The sequence below is a fragment of the Streptomyces sp. NPDC048644 genome (assembly GCF_043199105.1).
Taxonomy (GTDB): Bacteria; Actinomycetota; Actinomycetes; order Streptomycetales; family Streptomycetaceae; genus Streptomyces.
Map to the genome: position 1 here is coordinate 122,346 of NZ_JBICVO010000016.1, position 14,517 is coordinate 136,862.

Sequence of the window (14,517 nt, forward strand, 5' to 3'; positions counted from 1 at the left end):
TGGCCGGGTCTGGCATGTTCCGTTCGGGAGAAGTGTGCGTGTTGCGTTGTCCGCGCCGGACATAGCGAGGGCGCGCGGCCAGTAGATTGAGCGGCGGCGTGCCGCACCCCGGCGGGTACACGCCGTCAACGACGCAGGTCACATAGGGGGACAAGGGGCACCGGATGGACACCGAGGGCACGCACGACGCACCGCACACCGCTTCGCCGTCACCGCACGGAGCGCACCGAGCCGAACCGACCGTGCCGCGCCCCGCGGCACCCGCCGCGCCTCCCACGATCCCCCCGCCGCCCACGGCACCGCCGGCCGCAGGACCCGTGGCCGGGCGGCACGAGAGTGCCGAACCGCCGGTGCTGCGCTGGCTGCGCACCCCGCGCCCGGCCGCGGCCCCCGGCATCTGGACGTACGGCCACCGCCCGAAGGCCGCCGTCGACCCCGAACGCGCCCCGCTGCGGCAGCTGATCAGCGGCGCGGTGATCTCGTTCCTGTGCGGCTGGCTGCTCTGGTCGCTCTTGTGGAACAACTACCTCGGCAGCTACTGGCTGTGGCCGCTGCTGCTGTTCACGCCGGACTCCTGGCGGACGGCCGGCGGCAACACCGTCGCGTTCGCCTGGGCCACCTACCTGTACTACGGGCTGTTCGCGGCCCTCATGGTGTTCGTCTTCGGCCGCCTGGGCCGCTGGCGGGAGCTGGCCCGCAGGCTGGGCGGCCCGCTCGTCGCCCGCCTGCGCGAGCGCGTCCCCGCCACCGTGCCCGAACCGGCCGCCGACCGCGCCCAGTGGCCCGAACTGCGGGCCGCGGGCGCCCCGGACGCCGCCGACAAGCTGGCGGCCGAGGCCCGCGCGGGCCGGATGAACGACGTCGACGTCGCCCGGATCGAGCGCGCCTGGCTCTCGGTGCGGTCCGGCACCCATTCGCTCGCCTCCTTCACCGACACCGTCCTGCGGCACGGCGCCGCCGCCTGCGCGCACCCCTCGGGGCGCCGCGACCTGCCCGGCAGGACCGCGCACCACGACCTCATCGCCCACCAGGTACGGATCGGCGTCGCGCCCGACCACCCGCGCAACCCGCCGCAGCACCGCGGCGCAGGACTCGCCCTGGAACCCCGCCTGTTGGGCACCTCGCTGCTGGCCGTCGGCCCCTCCGGCAGCGGCAAGACCAGCCGGGTGCTCAAGCCCGTCGTCGAGTCGATGTGCCTCCAGGCGCTCGCCGGACAGTGCGCCGTCGTCGCCGTCGGCCCGGCAGGCGCCGATCTCGGCCCGGACGACGCCTTCGACGTGGTGGTACGCATCGGCCGCACCGGACAGGACAGCGACCTCGACCTGTACGGCGGCACCACCGACCCGGACGAGGCGGCCGGCATACTGGCCGAGGCCCTGGTCGGCGACCTGCCCGACCACCAGCGGCGCGGCGCCACCGCGCTCGGCCAGCTCCTCGGCCCGTTCCGCGCCGCCCACGACCGCTTCCCCTCGGTCCCGGAACTGCGTGAACTCCTGGACGGCGCACCGGAACCGACGGCCGCCCTGCGCGCCGCCCTGGAGCGCGCGGGCGCGGCGTCGCTGCTGCGCGAACTGGACGCCCGCACCCGGCAGTCGGAGCGGGCGGGCGACGTCGGCATGCTGCTCGCCGACCGGATCGCGCTGCTCGACCGGCCCGCCTTCGCCGGGTTCTTCGACCCCACGGGGCGCACCCGCCAGGTCTCGCTGCGCGCCGTCGACCACCCGCTGCGGGTCCGGATCGAACTCCCCGAGCGCGGCCACGCCGAGGCGTCGGGGATCCTCGCCCGGCTGATCCTCGCCCAGTTCACCGAATGCGCGGTGGCCCGCACCGACCGCTCGCTCTTCGCCTGCCTGGTGCTCGACGAGGCCGCCCCCGCCCTCACCACCGAGGCGCTGCGCGGCCTCCAGCGGCTGCGTTCGGCCAACGCCGGTGTGGTGCTGACCCTGCGCGCGCTGGACGACGTACCGGAAGGGCTGCGCAGCGCGCTGCTCGGCGCGGTCGGCTGCCGGATGGCCTTCGCCGGCGTGACGACCTGGGACGGCGCCAGGTTCGCCGAGGTGTGGGGCAAGGAGTGGGTGGAGACCCGTGATGTGACCGACCGTCAGATCATCGCGGACAGCGCCGCGGGCAAGGCGTTCCACATGTTCAGGCAGCTGGTCACGGGCAAGGCCGCCACCGCCAAGGCCATCACCGTCCGCACCGTCGAACGCGAACGCTGGTCCGCGTCCGACCTCGCCAACGCGGTCCCGCCAGGCCATGCCGTGCTGTCGGTGACGTCGGTGCGGGGCGAGCACGCGCCGCCGGTGCTGGTGGACCTCAGGGACTGACCGGCGGGCGCGGGGCGGCCCGCGCCCTGGGGTTGCCTCAGGGCGCCACCGGCACCGCGCCGGCGTCACCGGGTGAGGCCGCGTACTGCGCCACCCCGTGGCCGAACGACCAGTCGGCCGACGCGTTCTCGGTCACGGTGACGAGCACGTTCCGCGGCTCCGTTCCCGCGTGGGTGTGGGTGAGTTCGGCGATCCGCCGGTACAGCGCCCGCTTCTGCGCGTCCGGCCGGCCGGCGCGCATCGTGATCGCGATGTACACCACGCCGTCGTCCCGGTGTATGCCGAGGTAGTCGTCGTAGCGCAGGGTGCTGCGGGTGCCGTCGTGGCCGGTCAGGACCTGGAAGAGGTCGTCGGGCGGGAAGCCCATGGTCTCGGTCAGGGCCTGCTGCACGGCGCGGCCGAGCGCGTCGAGGCGGTCCCGGTCGCAGCCGAGTGCGTCGATACGGACGAAGGGCATGTCGGTGCTCCTCCTTGCGGGGTGGTGGCATCAGGGCGCGGCACCGTGACGCGTGCCGCGATCGTACATACCAGTAGGTACAGCCTGTCGGTGGGCCTCCGCCGTGGGTTCCCCGGCGCGGGCCCGGCCCGTCGGCGCCGGTTCCGGGACTGCCGCTCAACCCGCCACTGAGGCAGAATCGACAGCAGTCGTTCATACGGGACGGCGCAACCCCCCGACGGCGACCGCCGCACCCCTGCACCGACGCCGCAATCGAAGGTCCCATGCCGCACACCCTCGCCTCCCTGGTCAACCACACCGCGCTCAAGCTGACCGTGCTCGCAGGCGAGGACCGCCTCGACGTACCCGTGCGCTGGGCGCACGCCAGCGAGCTGATCGACCCGGTGCCCTACATGGAGGGCGGCGAACTGCTGCTGATCACCGCGCTGAAGCTGGACGCCGACGACGAGGCGACCGCGCGCAGCTACGTACGGCGGGTCGCGCGGGCCGGGGTGATCGGGCTCGGCTTCGCGGTCGGCGTCAACTACGAGGACGTGCCCCCGGCGCTCGTGACGGCGGCGCGCGCGGCGGGACTGCCGCTGCTCGGCGTGCCCCGCAGGACCCCGTTCATCGCGATCAGCAAGGCCGTGTCGGCCGCCGTCGCCGCCGACCAGTACCGCGCGGTGACCGCCGGATTCGAGGCGCAGCGGGAGCTGACCCGGGCCGCGCTGAGCGCCGAAGGCCCCGCCGAACTGCTGGCCAGGCTCGCCGCCCACCTCGACGGCTGGGCCGCCCTCTACGACGCGTCGGGCGCCGTCCTGGCCGCCGCCCCCGACTGGGCCGCCCGCCGCGCCGCCCGGCTCGCCGGCGACGTCGCCCGGCTGCGCGAGCGACCCGCCCCCGCCAGCGCCGTGGTCAGCGCCGCCGACGGCGACGACCGCGTCGAACTCCAGTCGCTGGGCACCGGACGGCGGGCCCGCGGCGTCCTCGCCGTCGGCACCGGCGCACCCCTGGGCACCGCGGAGCGCTACGCCGTGCACTCCGCCGTCGCCCTGCTCACCCTCACCACCGAGCGGTCCCGCGCCCTCCAGGACGCGGAGGCGCGGCTCGGCTCCGCGGTGCTCAAGATGCTGCTGGCCGGCGAGCCCGACCACGCGCGGGCGGTCGCCGGGCGCCTCTACGGAGGGCTTCTGGACGCGCCGTTCCGGGTCGTGGTCGCCGAGTCCTTCGCCACCGACGACGCCCCCGCGCTGCCGGGACGGGCGCCGTCCGCCGTCCTGGAAGGGCTCGCCGACGCCATGGACTCGGCCGCCGCCCGTACCGGCGAGGCCGTACTCGCCGTCCCCGAGGGCGAGCGGCTGACGGCCCTGGTCGCCGACGGCGGCGCGGCGGCGGCTGCCTGCGCCCGCTACGCCGCGGCCACCGACGACCGGCTCGCGCAGCGGCCGAAGATCCGCGGCGACCGAACGGCGCGTTGCGGAGCGGCCCAGGGCGGCGAGGGCCTCGCCATCGGCCTGTCCGCGCCGACCGGGCCCGCGGCCACCGCCACCGCGCACCGCCAGGCCGAACAGGCGCAGTCCGTCGCCCGCCGCCGCGGCCGGGCGCTGATCGAGCACGAGGACGTGGCCGCCGGGTCCGTCCTGCCGCTGCTCGCCGACGACGCGGTGCGCGCCTTCGCGGACGGGCTGCTGCGCGCCCTGCGTGAGCACGACGCGACCGGCCGCGGCGACCTGGTGGCCTCGCTCCGCGCCTGGCTGTCCCGGCACGGCCAGTGGGACGCGGCAGCCGCCGACCTCGGCGTGCACCGGCACACGCTGCGCTACCGGATGCGGCGGGTGGAGGAGATCCTGGGCCGCTCGCTGGATGACGCGGACGTCCGGATGGAACTGTGGCTGGCCCTCAAGGCGACCGCGGGCCCGTCCGGCGACTGAGAGCCGGCGACTGAGAATCGGCGACTGGGAGCCGGTGTCCGAAGAGCCGGAGTCCGAGCGGCAGGTCCGGGGCGCCCCGTCGGCGCCGCCCGCGCTCCAGGGCCCCGCGCCCCGTCCACCACGGAGAGACACGCGAGGCGATTACGCCGCTTCGGACAAACGCCACGGCGGCCCGGCGCCCCTACGGTGGGCAGAGTCGACAACGCGGAGCCGCTCCACGAGCCGCGCGCGCCACCCCACCACCTCGGAAGGGCCGGGATCCACTGTGCCGAACACTGCAGCCCCCACCGCCTTTTGGGTCGCCGGCCGGCAGGCCACAGGCGACACCACCTTCGACGTCACCTCCCCCTGGGACGGGCGTCTCGTCGGCACGGTGAGCGTTCCCACCGAGGCCCAGGTGGAGGAGGCCATCGCCGCCTCCGTCGCCGTCCAGGACGAGTTCGCCGCCACTCCCGCGCACGTCCGCGCCGCCGCGCTCGCGCACGTCGAGCGCCGGCTGGTGGAGCGCACCGAGGAGATCGCCCGGCTGATCTCCGCCGAGAACGGCAAGCCCATGAAGTGGGCCCGCGGCGAGGTCGGCCGTGCGGTCTCGGTCTTCCGCTTCGCGGCCGAGGAGGCCCGCCGCTTCAACGGCGGCGAGGCGCAGCGCCTGGACACCGACGCGGGCGGCGCCGGACGCCTCGCCCTGACCCGCCGCTTCCCGCGCGGCACGGTCCTGGGCATCGCCCCGTTCAACTTCCCGCTGAACCTCTGCGCCCACAAGATCGCCCCGGCCCTCGCCGCCGGCGTCCCGATCTTCCTCAAGCCGGCCCCCGCCACCCCGCTCTCCGGCCTCATCATCGGCGAACTCCTCGCCGAGACCGAACTGCCCGCCGGCTCCTGGTCGATCCTCCCGGTGCCCAACGAGCGGATGGCGGCGCTGGTCCAGGACGAGCGGCTGCCGGTCATCTCCTTCACCGGATCCGAGAAGGTCGGCTACGACATCCTGGACTCGGTGCCGCGCAAGCACTGCACCCTGGAGCTGGGCGGCAACGGCGCGGCCGTCGTCCTGCGGGACTTCGCCTCCGAAGCCGACCTGGACTGGGCGGCGCAGCGCATCGCCACCTTTTCCAACTACCAGGGCGGCCAGTCCTGCATCTCGGTGCAGCGGGTCATCGCCGACGCGCACGTCTACGACCGCCTGGTACCCAAGATCGTGGCGGCCGTCGAGGCGCAGGTCACCGGCGACCCGTCCGACGAGGCGACCGAGGTCGGCCCGCTGGTCAGCGAGGCCGCCGCGCAGCGCGTGGAGAGCTGGGTCGACGAGGCCGTGCAGGCCGGCGCCAAGCTCCTGACCGGCGGCAAGCGCGACGGCGCCTCGTACACGCCGACGGTGCTCGCCGAACTGCCCGCCGACACCACGCTCGCCTGCGAAGAGATCTTCGGCCCGGTGCTCTCGATCACCAAGGCCGACGGCGAGGAGGCCGCCTTCGCCGCCGTGAACGACTCCAAGTACGGCCTCCAGGCAGGGGTGTTCACCCGCGACGTGCAGGCCGCGTTCCGCGCGCACCGCGCGCTGGAGGTGGGCGGCGTGATCATCGGCGACGTGCCCTCCTACCGCGCCGACCAGATGCCGTACGGCGGCGCCAAGCTCTCCGGCGTCGGCCGCGAGGGTGTCCGCTACGCGATGGACGACTACACCTACGAGCGGGTCCTGGTCCTGACCGGCCTGGACCTGTGAGCACCCGGGGCCGCTGAGACCGGCCCACCGCGTACGTAAGCGCGTACCCCCGACCGGCCTGGACCGGTGGACAGCACAACGGCCGCCCCCGAGGCCGTCACCTCCAGGCCCGCCGGTCCGTCCCGGGACCGGCCCCCGGCCGCGGCGCGCTCCGGCACCGTTCCGGAGCGCGCCGCGTCCCCCTGACGGCGCCCGCCGTCTCACCGGCCCAACGCACCCGCATCGCCGCACACCCCGGCCCCACCGGGTCCGCGGCCCTCCGGGAACGGCCGCGGCGCCCCGCCACCACTGGTGCAACCAGCGCAATTGGGGTAACCCTCACAAGTAGCACTTCCCGGCGGCCGACCGGCCCGCCGGGTCGGCCGACACCCCCGCGGCGAGGTGAGCTTGTGATGACCGCTCCGACCACCCGCAACGTCTCCGAGCGCGAGGCACGCCAGGTCGCCGAGGCGGCCCGCGAACAGGACTGGCGCAAGCCCAGCTTCGCCAAGGAACTGTTCCTGGGACGCTTCCGGCTCGACCTGATCCACCCGCACCCCAGCCCGGCAGCCGAGGACGTACGCCGCGGCGAGACCTTCCTGGCCGCCCTGCGCACGTTCTGCGAGACGCGGATCGACGGAGCGCGGATCGAGCGCGAGGGACAGATCCCCGACGAGACCGTGAACGGCCTCAAGGAAATCGGCGCGCTCGGCATGAAGATCGATACCAAATACGGCGGCCTCGGCCTCACCCAGGTCTACTACAACAAGGCCCTCGCCCTGGTCGGCTCCGCCAGCCCCGCCGTCGGCGCGCTGCTCTCCGCACACCAGTCGATCGGCGTCCCGCAGCCCCTGAAGATCTTCGGCACCCAGGAACAGAAGGACGCCTTCCTGCCGCGCTGCGCCCGCACCGACATCTCCGCCTTCCTGCTCACCGAGCCGGATGTGGGCTCGGACCCGGCCCGCCTGGCGACCACCGCCGTCCCCGACGGCGACGGATACGTCCTGGACGGCGTGAAGCTGTGGACCACCAACGGCGTCATCGCCGACCTCCTGGTGGTGATGGCGCGGGTGCCGGCGACCCCGGGACACAAGGGCGGCATCACCGCCTTCGTCGTCGAGGCCACCTCGCCCGGCATCACCGTCGAGCAGCGCAACGCCTTCATGGGACTGCGCGGCCTGGAGAACGGCGTCACCCGCTTCCACGGGGTCAGGGTGCCGGCCGCGCAGCGCATCGGCCCCGAAGGCGCCGGCCTCAAGATCGCGCTGACCACGCTCAACACCGGGCGGCTCTCGCTGCCCGCGATGTGCGTGGGCTCGGGCAAATGGTGCCTGAAGATCGCCAGGGAGTGGTCGGCGGCCCGCGAGCAGTGGGGCAGGCCGATCGCCGAACACGAGGCCGTCGGCACCAAGATCTCCTTCATCGCCGCCACCACCTTCGCCATCGAAGCGGTGGTCGACCTCTCCTCCCAGATGGCCGACGAGAACCGCAACGACATCCGCATCGAGGCGGCGCTCGCCAAGCTCTACGGCTCCGAGATGGGCTGGCTGATGGCCGACGAACTGGTGCAGATCCGCGGCGGACGCGGCTTCGAGACCGCCGCCTCGCTGGCCGCCCGCGGCGAACGCGGCGTCCCCGCCGAGCAGTTGCTGCGCGACATGCGCATCAACCGCATCTTCGAGGGCTCCACGGAGATCATGCACCTGCTGATCGCCCGCGAGGCCGTCGACACACACCTCTCCGTCGCCGGCGACCTCATCGACCCCGAGAAGAGCCTCGGCGACAAGGGCAGGGCCGCCGCGAACGCCGGCCGCTTCTACGCCGGCTGGCTGCCCAAACTCGTCGCAGGACCCGGCCAACTCCCGCGCAGCTACCAGGAGTTCGGCGCGCTCGCCGAACACCTGCGGTACGTCGAGCGGTCCTGCCGCAAGCTGGCCCGCGCCACCTTCTACGCCATGTCGCGCTGGCAGGGCCGGATGGAGACCAAGCAGGGCTTCCTGGGCCGGGTCGTCGACATCGGCGCGGAACTCTTCGCGATGAGCGCCGCCTGCGTACGCGCCGAGCACCTGCGCCTGTCGGGCGACCACGGCCGTGAGGCCCACCAACTGGCCGACACCTTCTGCCACCAGGCCAGGATCCGCGTCGACGAACTGTTCGGGCGGCTCTGGAACAACTCCGACGCACCGGACCGCAAGGTCGTCTCCGGCGTCCTCGCCGGACGGTACGCGTGGCTGGAGGATGGCATCGTCGACCCCAGCGGCGAAGGACCGTGGATCGCGGACGCCACACCGGGCCCGAGCGCCAAGGACAACGTCCACCGCACCGTCCGCCGCCCCGGGACCACGTAGCCCGCACCGCGCCCGTACGGGGAATCCCGCCCCGTACGGGTGCCCGGGACACCCGTCGTACGGGATGCCCGCAGCCCGTCCCGGAGCGCCCGGAGCCGCCGCGCGCCGGTCCGTGCGCCGCTTGCGTGCACCCGGTCGCCGACGCGGTGCCCACGCCGCCCCGGCGACCGGCCACAATGGACCGCATGACGGACTCCCTCGCCCATCCGCACCTGCGTTTCACACCGGCTCCCGCCGACCCCGGAGCGCAGCACGGCCCCCGCGACATCGTGATCCTCGGCTCGACCGGCTCCATCGGCACCCAGGCGATCGACATCGTGCGGCGCAACCCCGACCGCTTCCGGGTGACCGCGCTCTCCGCGGCCGGCGGCCGGGTCGAACTGCTCGCCGAGCAGGCGCACGAGCTGCGGGTACGCGCCGTCGCCGTGGCCCGCCAGGAGACGGTGCCCGCGCTGCGCGAGGCGCTCACGACGCGCTACGGCGCAGGGGAGCCGCTGCCCGAGATCCTCGCCGGCCCCGACGCGGCCACCGACCTCGCCGCCTCTCCCTGCCACACCGTCCTCAACGGCATCACCGGCTCCATCGGCCTCGCCCCCACGCTCGCCGCCCTCCGGGCAGGACGGGTGCTCGCGCTCGCCAACAAGGAATCGCTGATCGCCGGCGGCCCGCTGGTCAAGGCCGCCGCCGCACCCGGCCAGATCATCCCCGTCGACTCCGAGCACTCCGCGCTGTTCCAGGCGCTGACCGGCGGCGCACGCGAGGAGGTCCGCAAGCTCGTCGTCACCGCGTCCGGCGGCCCGTTCCGCGGACGCACCAGGCGCGAACTCGCCGACGTCACCCCCGAGCAGGCCCTGGCCCACCCCACCTGGTCCATGGGGCCCGTCGTCACCATCAACTCGTCGACCCTCGTCAACAAGGGCCTCGAAGTCATCGAGGCCCATCTGCTGTTCGACGTGCCGTTCGACCGCATCGAGGTCGTCGTCCATCCGCAGTCCTACATCCACTCGATGGTGGAGTTCACCGACGGCTCCACCCTCGCCCAGGCCAGCCCGCCCGACATGCGGATGCCGATCGCGCTGGGCATGGGCTGGCCGCACCGCGTCCCGGACGCCGCACCGGGAGTGGACTGGACGAAGGTCACGAGCTGGGAGTTCTTCCCGCTCGACGAGAAGGCGTTCCCCTCCGTCCCGCTGGCCTGCCACGTCGGCGGCCTCGGCGGCACCGCACCGGCCGTCTTCAACGCCGCGAACGAGGAATGCGTCGAGGCATTCCTCCACGGCGGGCTGCCGTTCACAGGGATTGTGGATACGGTCGCCGAAGTGGTCGCCGAACACGCGACGCCCGAGCGGGGAACTTCTCTCACGGTCGCGGACGTCCTGGAGGCGGAGACCTGGGCGCGCGCCCGCGCCCGCGAACTGGCCGCCCGAGCGGCCCGTACCCCTTCGGAGGCTCGCGCATGACGACCTGGATGACCATCCTCGGCATAGTCGTCTTCGTCGTCGGCCTGCTGTTCTCCATCGCCTGGCACGAACTCGGCCACCTCTCCACGGCCAAGATGTTCGGCATCCGCGTGCCGCAGTACATGGTGGGCTTCGGGCCGACGATCTTCTCCCGCAAGAAGGGCGACACCGAGTACGGCATCAAGGCCGTCCCGCTCGGCGGCTACATCCGCATGATCGGCATGTTCCCGCCCGGCGACGACGGAAAGCTTCAGGCCCGTTCCACCTCCCCGTGGCGCGGCATGATCGAGGACGCCAGGTCCGCCGCCTTCGAAGAACTCCAGGAGGGCGACGAGAAGCGGCTGTTCTACACGCGCAAGCCGTGGAAGCGCGTCATCGTGATGTTCGCCGGGCCGTTCATGAACCTGATCCTCGCGGTCGTGATCTTCATGAGCGTGCTGATGGGCTTCGGCATCAACACCGCGACCACCCAGGTCGGCACGGTGCAGGACTGCGTCGTCGCGGCATCCGCGAAGACCGACAAGTGCCCGGCCAAGGCCAAGGACTCCCCGGCCAAGGCCGCCGGCCTGCAGGCCGGCGACCGCATCGTCGCCTTCAACGGCCACGCCATCCCCGACTGGGACGCCCTCCAGCAGCAGATCCGCGTCACCACCGGACCCGCCACCCTCGTCGTCGAGCGGGACGGCGCCCGCCGCACCCTGCACGCCGACCTCATCGAGAACAAGGTCGCCAAGACCGACGGCCGCGGCGGCTACGTCGCCGGCGAGTACGTCACCGCCGGATTCCTCGGCTTCACCCCGGCCAGCGGCATCGTCCCGCAGTCCTTCGGACAGTCCGTCGACCGCATGGGCAATATGGTCGAGCAGGGCGTCGAATCCCTCGTCAACCTGCCCGCCAAGGTCCCGGACCTGTGGAACGCGGCCTTCAACGGCGGCGAGCGCAAGCAGGACTCCCCGATGGGCGTCGTCGGCGCCGCACGCGTCGGCGGCGAGGTCTTCTCCCTCGACATCCCCCCGGAGCAGCGCGTCGCCACGATGCTCTTCCTGGTCGCGGGCTTCAACCTCTCGCTGTTCCTGTTCAACATGCTCCCGCTGCTCCCCCTGGACGGCGGGCACATCGCCGGCGCCCTGTGGGAGTCGATCCGCCGGGCCTTCGCCAAGGTCGTCCGCAGGCCGGACCCCGGACCGTTCGACGTCGCCAAGCTGATGCCGGTCGCCTACGTCGTCGCAGGCGTGTTCATCTGCTTCACCCTGCTCGTGCTCGTCGCCGACGTCGTCAACCCCGTCACCCTCACCGGGTAGCGCCAAAGCAGCAGGTCGGGAAGGTGACGGCCGGATGTCCCGCAAGCGGAGCCGGGGCATCCGGCCGCCGACATGCCCTGTGGCAGGAGGGCACGATGTGCCTCGGGGAACCCCGGTGCCGTAATCTCGGAGGCCGGAGCCCGCCGAATTCGGGACCTAGATCCACACCTTGGGGTTGCTCGCCAGATGACTGCCATTTCACTGGGAATGCCGGACGTACCGACCAAGCTTGCCGACCGCAGGGTCAGCCGCAAGATTCAGGTCGGCACGGTCGCCGTGGGCGGAGACGCACCGGTCTCGGTGCAGTCGATGACCACCACGCGGACCTCCGACATCGGCGCGACGCTGCAGCAGATCGCGGAACTGACCGCCTCCGGCTGCCAGATCGTCCGCGTCGCCTGCCCGACCCAGGACGACGCCGACGCGCTGCCCGTGATCGCCAGGAAGTCCCAGATCCCGGTGATCGCGGACATCCACTTCCAGCCCAAGTACGTCTTCGCCGCGATCGACGCGGGCTGCGCCGCGGTACGCGTCAACCCCGGCAACATCAAGCAGTTCGACGACAAGGTCAAGGAGATCGCCAAGGCGGCATCCGCGGCCGGTACGCCCATCCGGATCGGCGTCAACGCCGGCTCGCTGGACGCGCGGCTGCTCGCCAAGTACGGCAAGGCCACCCCCGAGGCGCTGGTCGAGTCCGCGCTGTGGGAAGCCTCCCTCTTCGAGGAGCACGGCTTCCGCGACATCAAGATCTCGGTCAAGCACAACGACCCGGTCGTGATGGTCAACGCCTACCGCCAGCTCGCCGCGCAGAGCGACTACCCGCTGCACCTCGGCGTCACCGAAGCGGGCCCCGCCTTCCAGGGCACCATCAAGTCCGCGGTCGCCTTCGGCGCGCTGCTCTCCGAAGGCATCGGCGACACCATCCGCGTCTCGCTCTCCGCGCCGCCCGCCGAAGAGGTCAAGGTCGGCCTCCAGATCCTGGAGTCCCTCAACCTCAAGCCCCGCCGCCTGGAGATCGTCTCCTGCCCGTCCTGCGGCCGTGCCCAGGTGGACGTCTACAAGCTCGCAGACGAGGTCACCGCGGGCCTGGAGGGCATGGAGGTGCCGCTGCGCGTCGCCGTCATGGGCTGCGTCGTCAACGGTCCGGGCGAGGCCCGCGAGGCCGACCTCGGCGTCGCGTCAGGCAACGGCAAGGGCCAGATCTTCGTCAAGGGCGAGGTCATCAAGACCGTCCCCGAGTCGAAGATCGTGGAGACCCTCATCGAAGAGGCGCTGAAGATCGCCGAGCAGATGGAGAAGGACGGCGTGATGTCCGGCGAGCCCGTCGTCACCGCCGCCGGCTGAACCGCCGCACCCGTACGGTCACGGCGCCCACCGCGCCCGAGCCCCGCCGCCCCCGCACCGGGGGTGGCGGGGCTCATGTGCAGCTCCATAGGAACCTCCCCGCGACGGGAGGTAAGGTGCCAAGACCTGCTCTTGCCTGGCCTCCCAGGCCCGCACCGGTGAGGCTTTCCGACACGTGCTGACGACCACCACCATCAAGGTTCTGGAGCCCGGGGAGCTCGACGACGCCCTCGCGGTCCTGGACCGCGACCCGGTCGCCAACGCCTTCGTCGCCGCCCGCGTCCAGGTCGCCGGACTCGACCCCTGGCGGCTCGGCGGCGAGATGTGGGGCTGGTACGTCGGCGGACGGCTGGAATCCCTCTGCTACGCCGGCGCCAACCTCGTCCCCGTCTGCGCCACCCCCGAAGCCGTCCGCGGCTTCGCCGAACGCGCCCGCCGCCAGGGCCGCCGCTGCTCCTCCATCGTCGGCCCCGCGGGCCCCACCGCCGAGCTGTGGTCGCTCCTGGAACCCTCCTGGGGCCCGGCCCGCGAGGTCCGCGCACAGCAGCCCCTCATGGTCACCGCTTCGCCGTCCGCCGACATCGCCCCCGACCCGTACGTACGGCGGATCCGCAAGAACGAGATGGACGTGATCATGCCCGCGTGCGTGGCCATGTTCACCGAAGAGGTCGGCATCTCCCCGATGGCAGGCGACGGCGGCCTCCTCTACCAGGCCCGGATCGCCGAACTGGTCGGCGCCGGCCGCTCCTTCGCCCGCATCGAGGACGGCAAGGTCGTCTTCAAGGCCGAGATCGGCGCCGCCACCACCCGCGCCTGCCAGATCCAGGGCGTCTGGGTCGACCCCGCACACCGCGGCGAGGGCCTCTCCGAGACCGGCATGGCCGCCGTGCTGCGCTACGCGCTCAACGACGTCGCGCCCGTCGTCAGCCTCTACGTCAACGACTTCAACACCGCGGCCCGCGCCGCCTACCGCAGGGTCGGCTTCCAGGAGGTCGGCGCCTTCATGAGCGTGCTGTTCTGACCCTGCGCCTTGTACGCTCCCGACCATGGATGACGTAGCGGTCGGCCCCCTCGATCTCGCCGCCCGCGTGGACGACGCGCTCGCGGTCCAGGCCCGTGCCTTCGGCCTGACCGACGACGAGGTCGCCATCCGCCGCCAGATCGTGCTGCGCCACTTCAACTGCCCCGGCGCCCGCGCACTCGGCGCGACCACCCCCGCGGGACGCCTCGTCGGCTTCGTCTACGGCATGCCCAACGACCGCGCCCACTGGTGGTCCACCGTCGTCGAGCCCTACCTGCGCAGCGAACACCTCGACCACTGGCTGGACGACTCCTTCGTCATCACCGAACTCCACGTCCACCCCGCCTACCAGCACCGCGGCATCGGACGGCGGCTGATCACGGGCATCACCGACACCGCCGGCCAGCCCCGCAGCATCCTCTCCGCCATCGACACCGAAAGCCACGCCAGGAGCCTGTACCGCTCCCTCGGCTACCGGGACATCGCCCGCCGCGTCCTCTTCCCCAGCGCCCCCACCCCGTACGCCGTCATGGGCGCGCCCCTGCCGCTGCTCCGCCCCTGACGGCCCGCGCGGCCCCCGCGTACCCGTCCCGTCGGACCCCGCGACGCCCAACCCATTTCCTTGCGCCACACCCAGGCGGCTAACCTCC

General features: G+C 72.9%; 10 protein-coding genes. 9 read left to right on the forward strand and 1 reads right to left on the reverse strand.

Translation table 11 applies throughout. From position 1 onward, the window contains the following. Positions 1-164: 164 nt before the first annotated feature. The gene (locus ACGFNI_RS29195) at positions 165-2,327 is read left to right on the forward strand and encodes an ATP-binding protein (protein WP_393687658.1); all 2,163 of its coding nucleotides are present in this window, start codon (positions 165-167) and stop codon (positions 2,325-2,327) included. A gap of 37 nt (positions 2,328-2,364) precedes the next feature. Here the strand turns inward: ACGFNI_RS29195 and ACGFNI_RS29200 are convergent, their stop codons facing one another. Continuing rightward, on the reverse strand, positions 2,365-2,784 hold the full coding sequence (locus ACGFNI_RS29200) for a tautomerase family protein (RefSeq protein ID WP_393687659.1): 420 nt from the start codon (positions 2,782-2,784) through the stop codon (positions 2,365-2,367). Between the two features lie 263 nt (positions 2,785-3,047). Between ACGFNI_RS29200 and ACGFNI_RS29205 the strand changes: the two genes are divergently transcribed. The 8 genes from ACGFNI_RS29205 to ACGFNI_RS29240 all read left to right on the forward strand — a co-directional run bounded on the left by ACGFNI_RS29205 (position 3,048) and on the right by ACGFNI_RS29240 (position 14,429). Continuing rightward, a complete protein-coding gene (locus ACGFNI_RS29205; protein ID WP_393687660.1) occupies positions 3,048-4,694 on the forward strand; it encodes a PucR family transcriptional regulator in 1,647 nt (548 codons plus the stop codon). Positions 4,695-4,959: 265 nt separating this feature from the next. After that, positions 4,960-6,414: an aldehyde dehydrogenase family protein gene (locus ACGFNI_RS29210; protein ID WP_393687661.1), complete on the forward strand. Its 1,455-nt coding sequence runs from the start codon at positions 4,960-4,962 to the stop codon at positions 6,412-6,414. Between the two features lie 392 nt (positions 6,415-6,806). Next, a complete protein-coding gene (locus tag ACGFNI_RS29215; RefSeq protein WP_393687662.1) occupies positions 6,807-8,741 on the forward strand; it encodes an acyl-CoA dehydrogenase family protein in 1,935 nt (644 codons plus the stop codon). Positions 8,742-8,926: 185 nt separating this feature from the next. Next, positions 8,927-10,201, forward strand: coding sequence for a 1-deoxy-D-xylulose-5-phosphate reductoisomerase (dxr, locus tag ACGFNI_RS29220; protein WP_393687663.1), 1,275 nt, complete (start codon positions 8,927-8,929; stop codon positions 10,199-10,201). Beyond that, entirely contained in the window at positions 10,198-11,502 is a 1,305-nt protein-coding gene (locus ACGFNI_RS29225; RefSeq protein ID WP_393687664.1) for a M50 family metallopeptidase, read from the forward strand. The genes dxr and ACGFNI_RS29225 overlap by 4 nt, the downstream gene beginning before the upstream one ends. Positions 11,503-11,688: 186 nt before the next feature. After that, positions 11,689-12,846 carry a flavodoxin-dependent (E)-4-hydroxy-3-methylbut-2-enyl-diphosphate synthase gene (gene ispG / locus ACGFNI_RS29230; protein ID WP_227047849.1) on the forward strand — a complete coding sequence of 386 codons (1,158 nt, stop codon included), beginning with the start codon at positions 11,689-11,691 and terminating at the stop codon, positions 12,844-12,846. Positions 12,847-13,021: 175 nt separating this feature from the next. Further along, positions 13,022-13,867 carry a GNAT family N-acetyltransferase gene (locus tag ACGFNI_RS29235; protein WP_393687665.1) on the forward strand — a complete coding sequence of 282 codons (846 nt, stop codon included), beginning with the start codon at positions 13,022-13,024 and terminating at the stop codon, positions 13,865-13,867. 25 nt (positions 13,868-13,892) lie between these two features. Continuing rightward, positions 13,893-14,429, forward strand: a complete 537-nt coding sequence (locus ACGFNI_RS29240) for a GNAT family N-acetyltransferase (protein WP_393687666.1) — start codon at positions 13,893-13,895, stop codon at positions 14,427-14,429. Positions 14,430-14,517 lie beyond the last annotated feature (88 nt).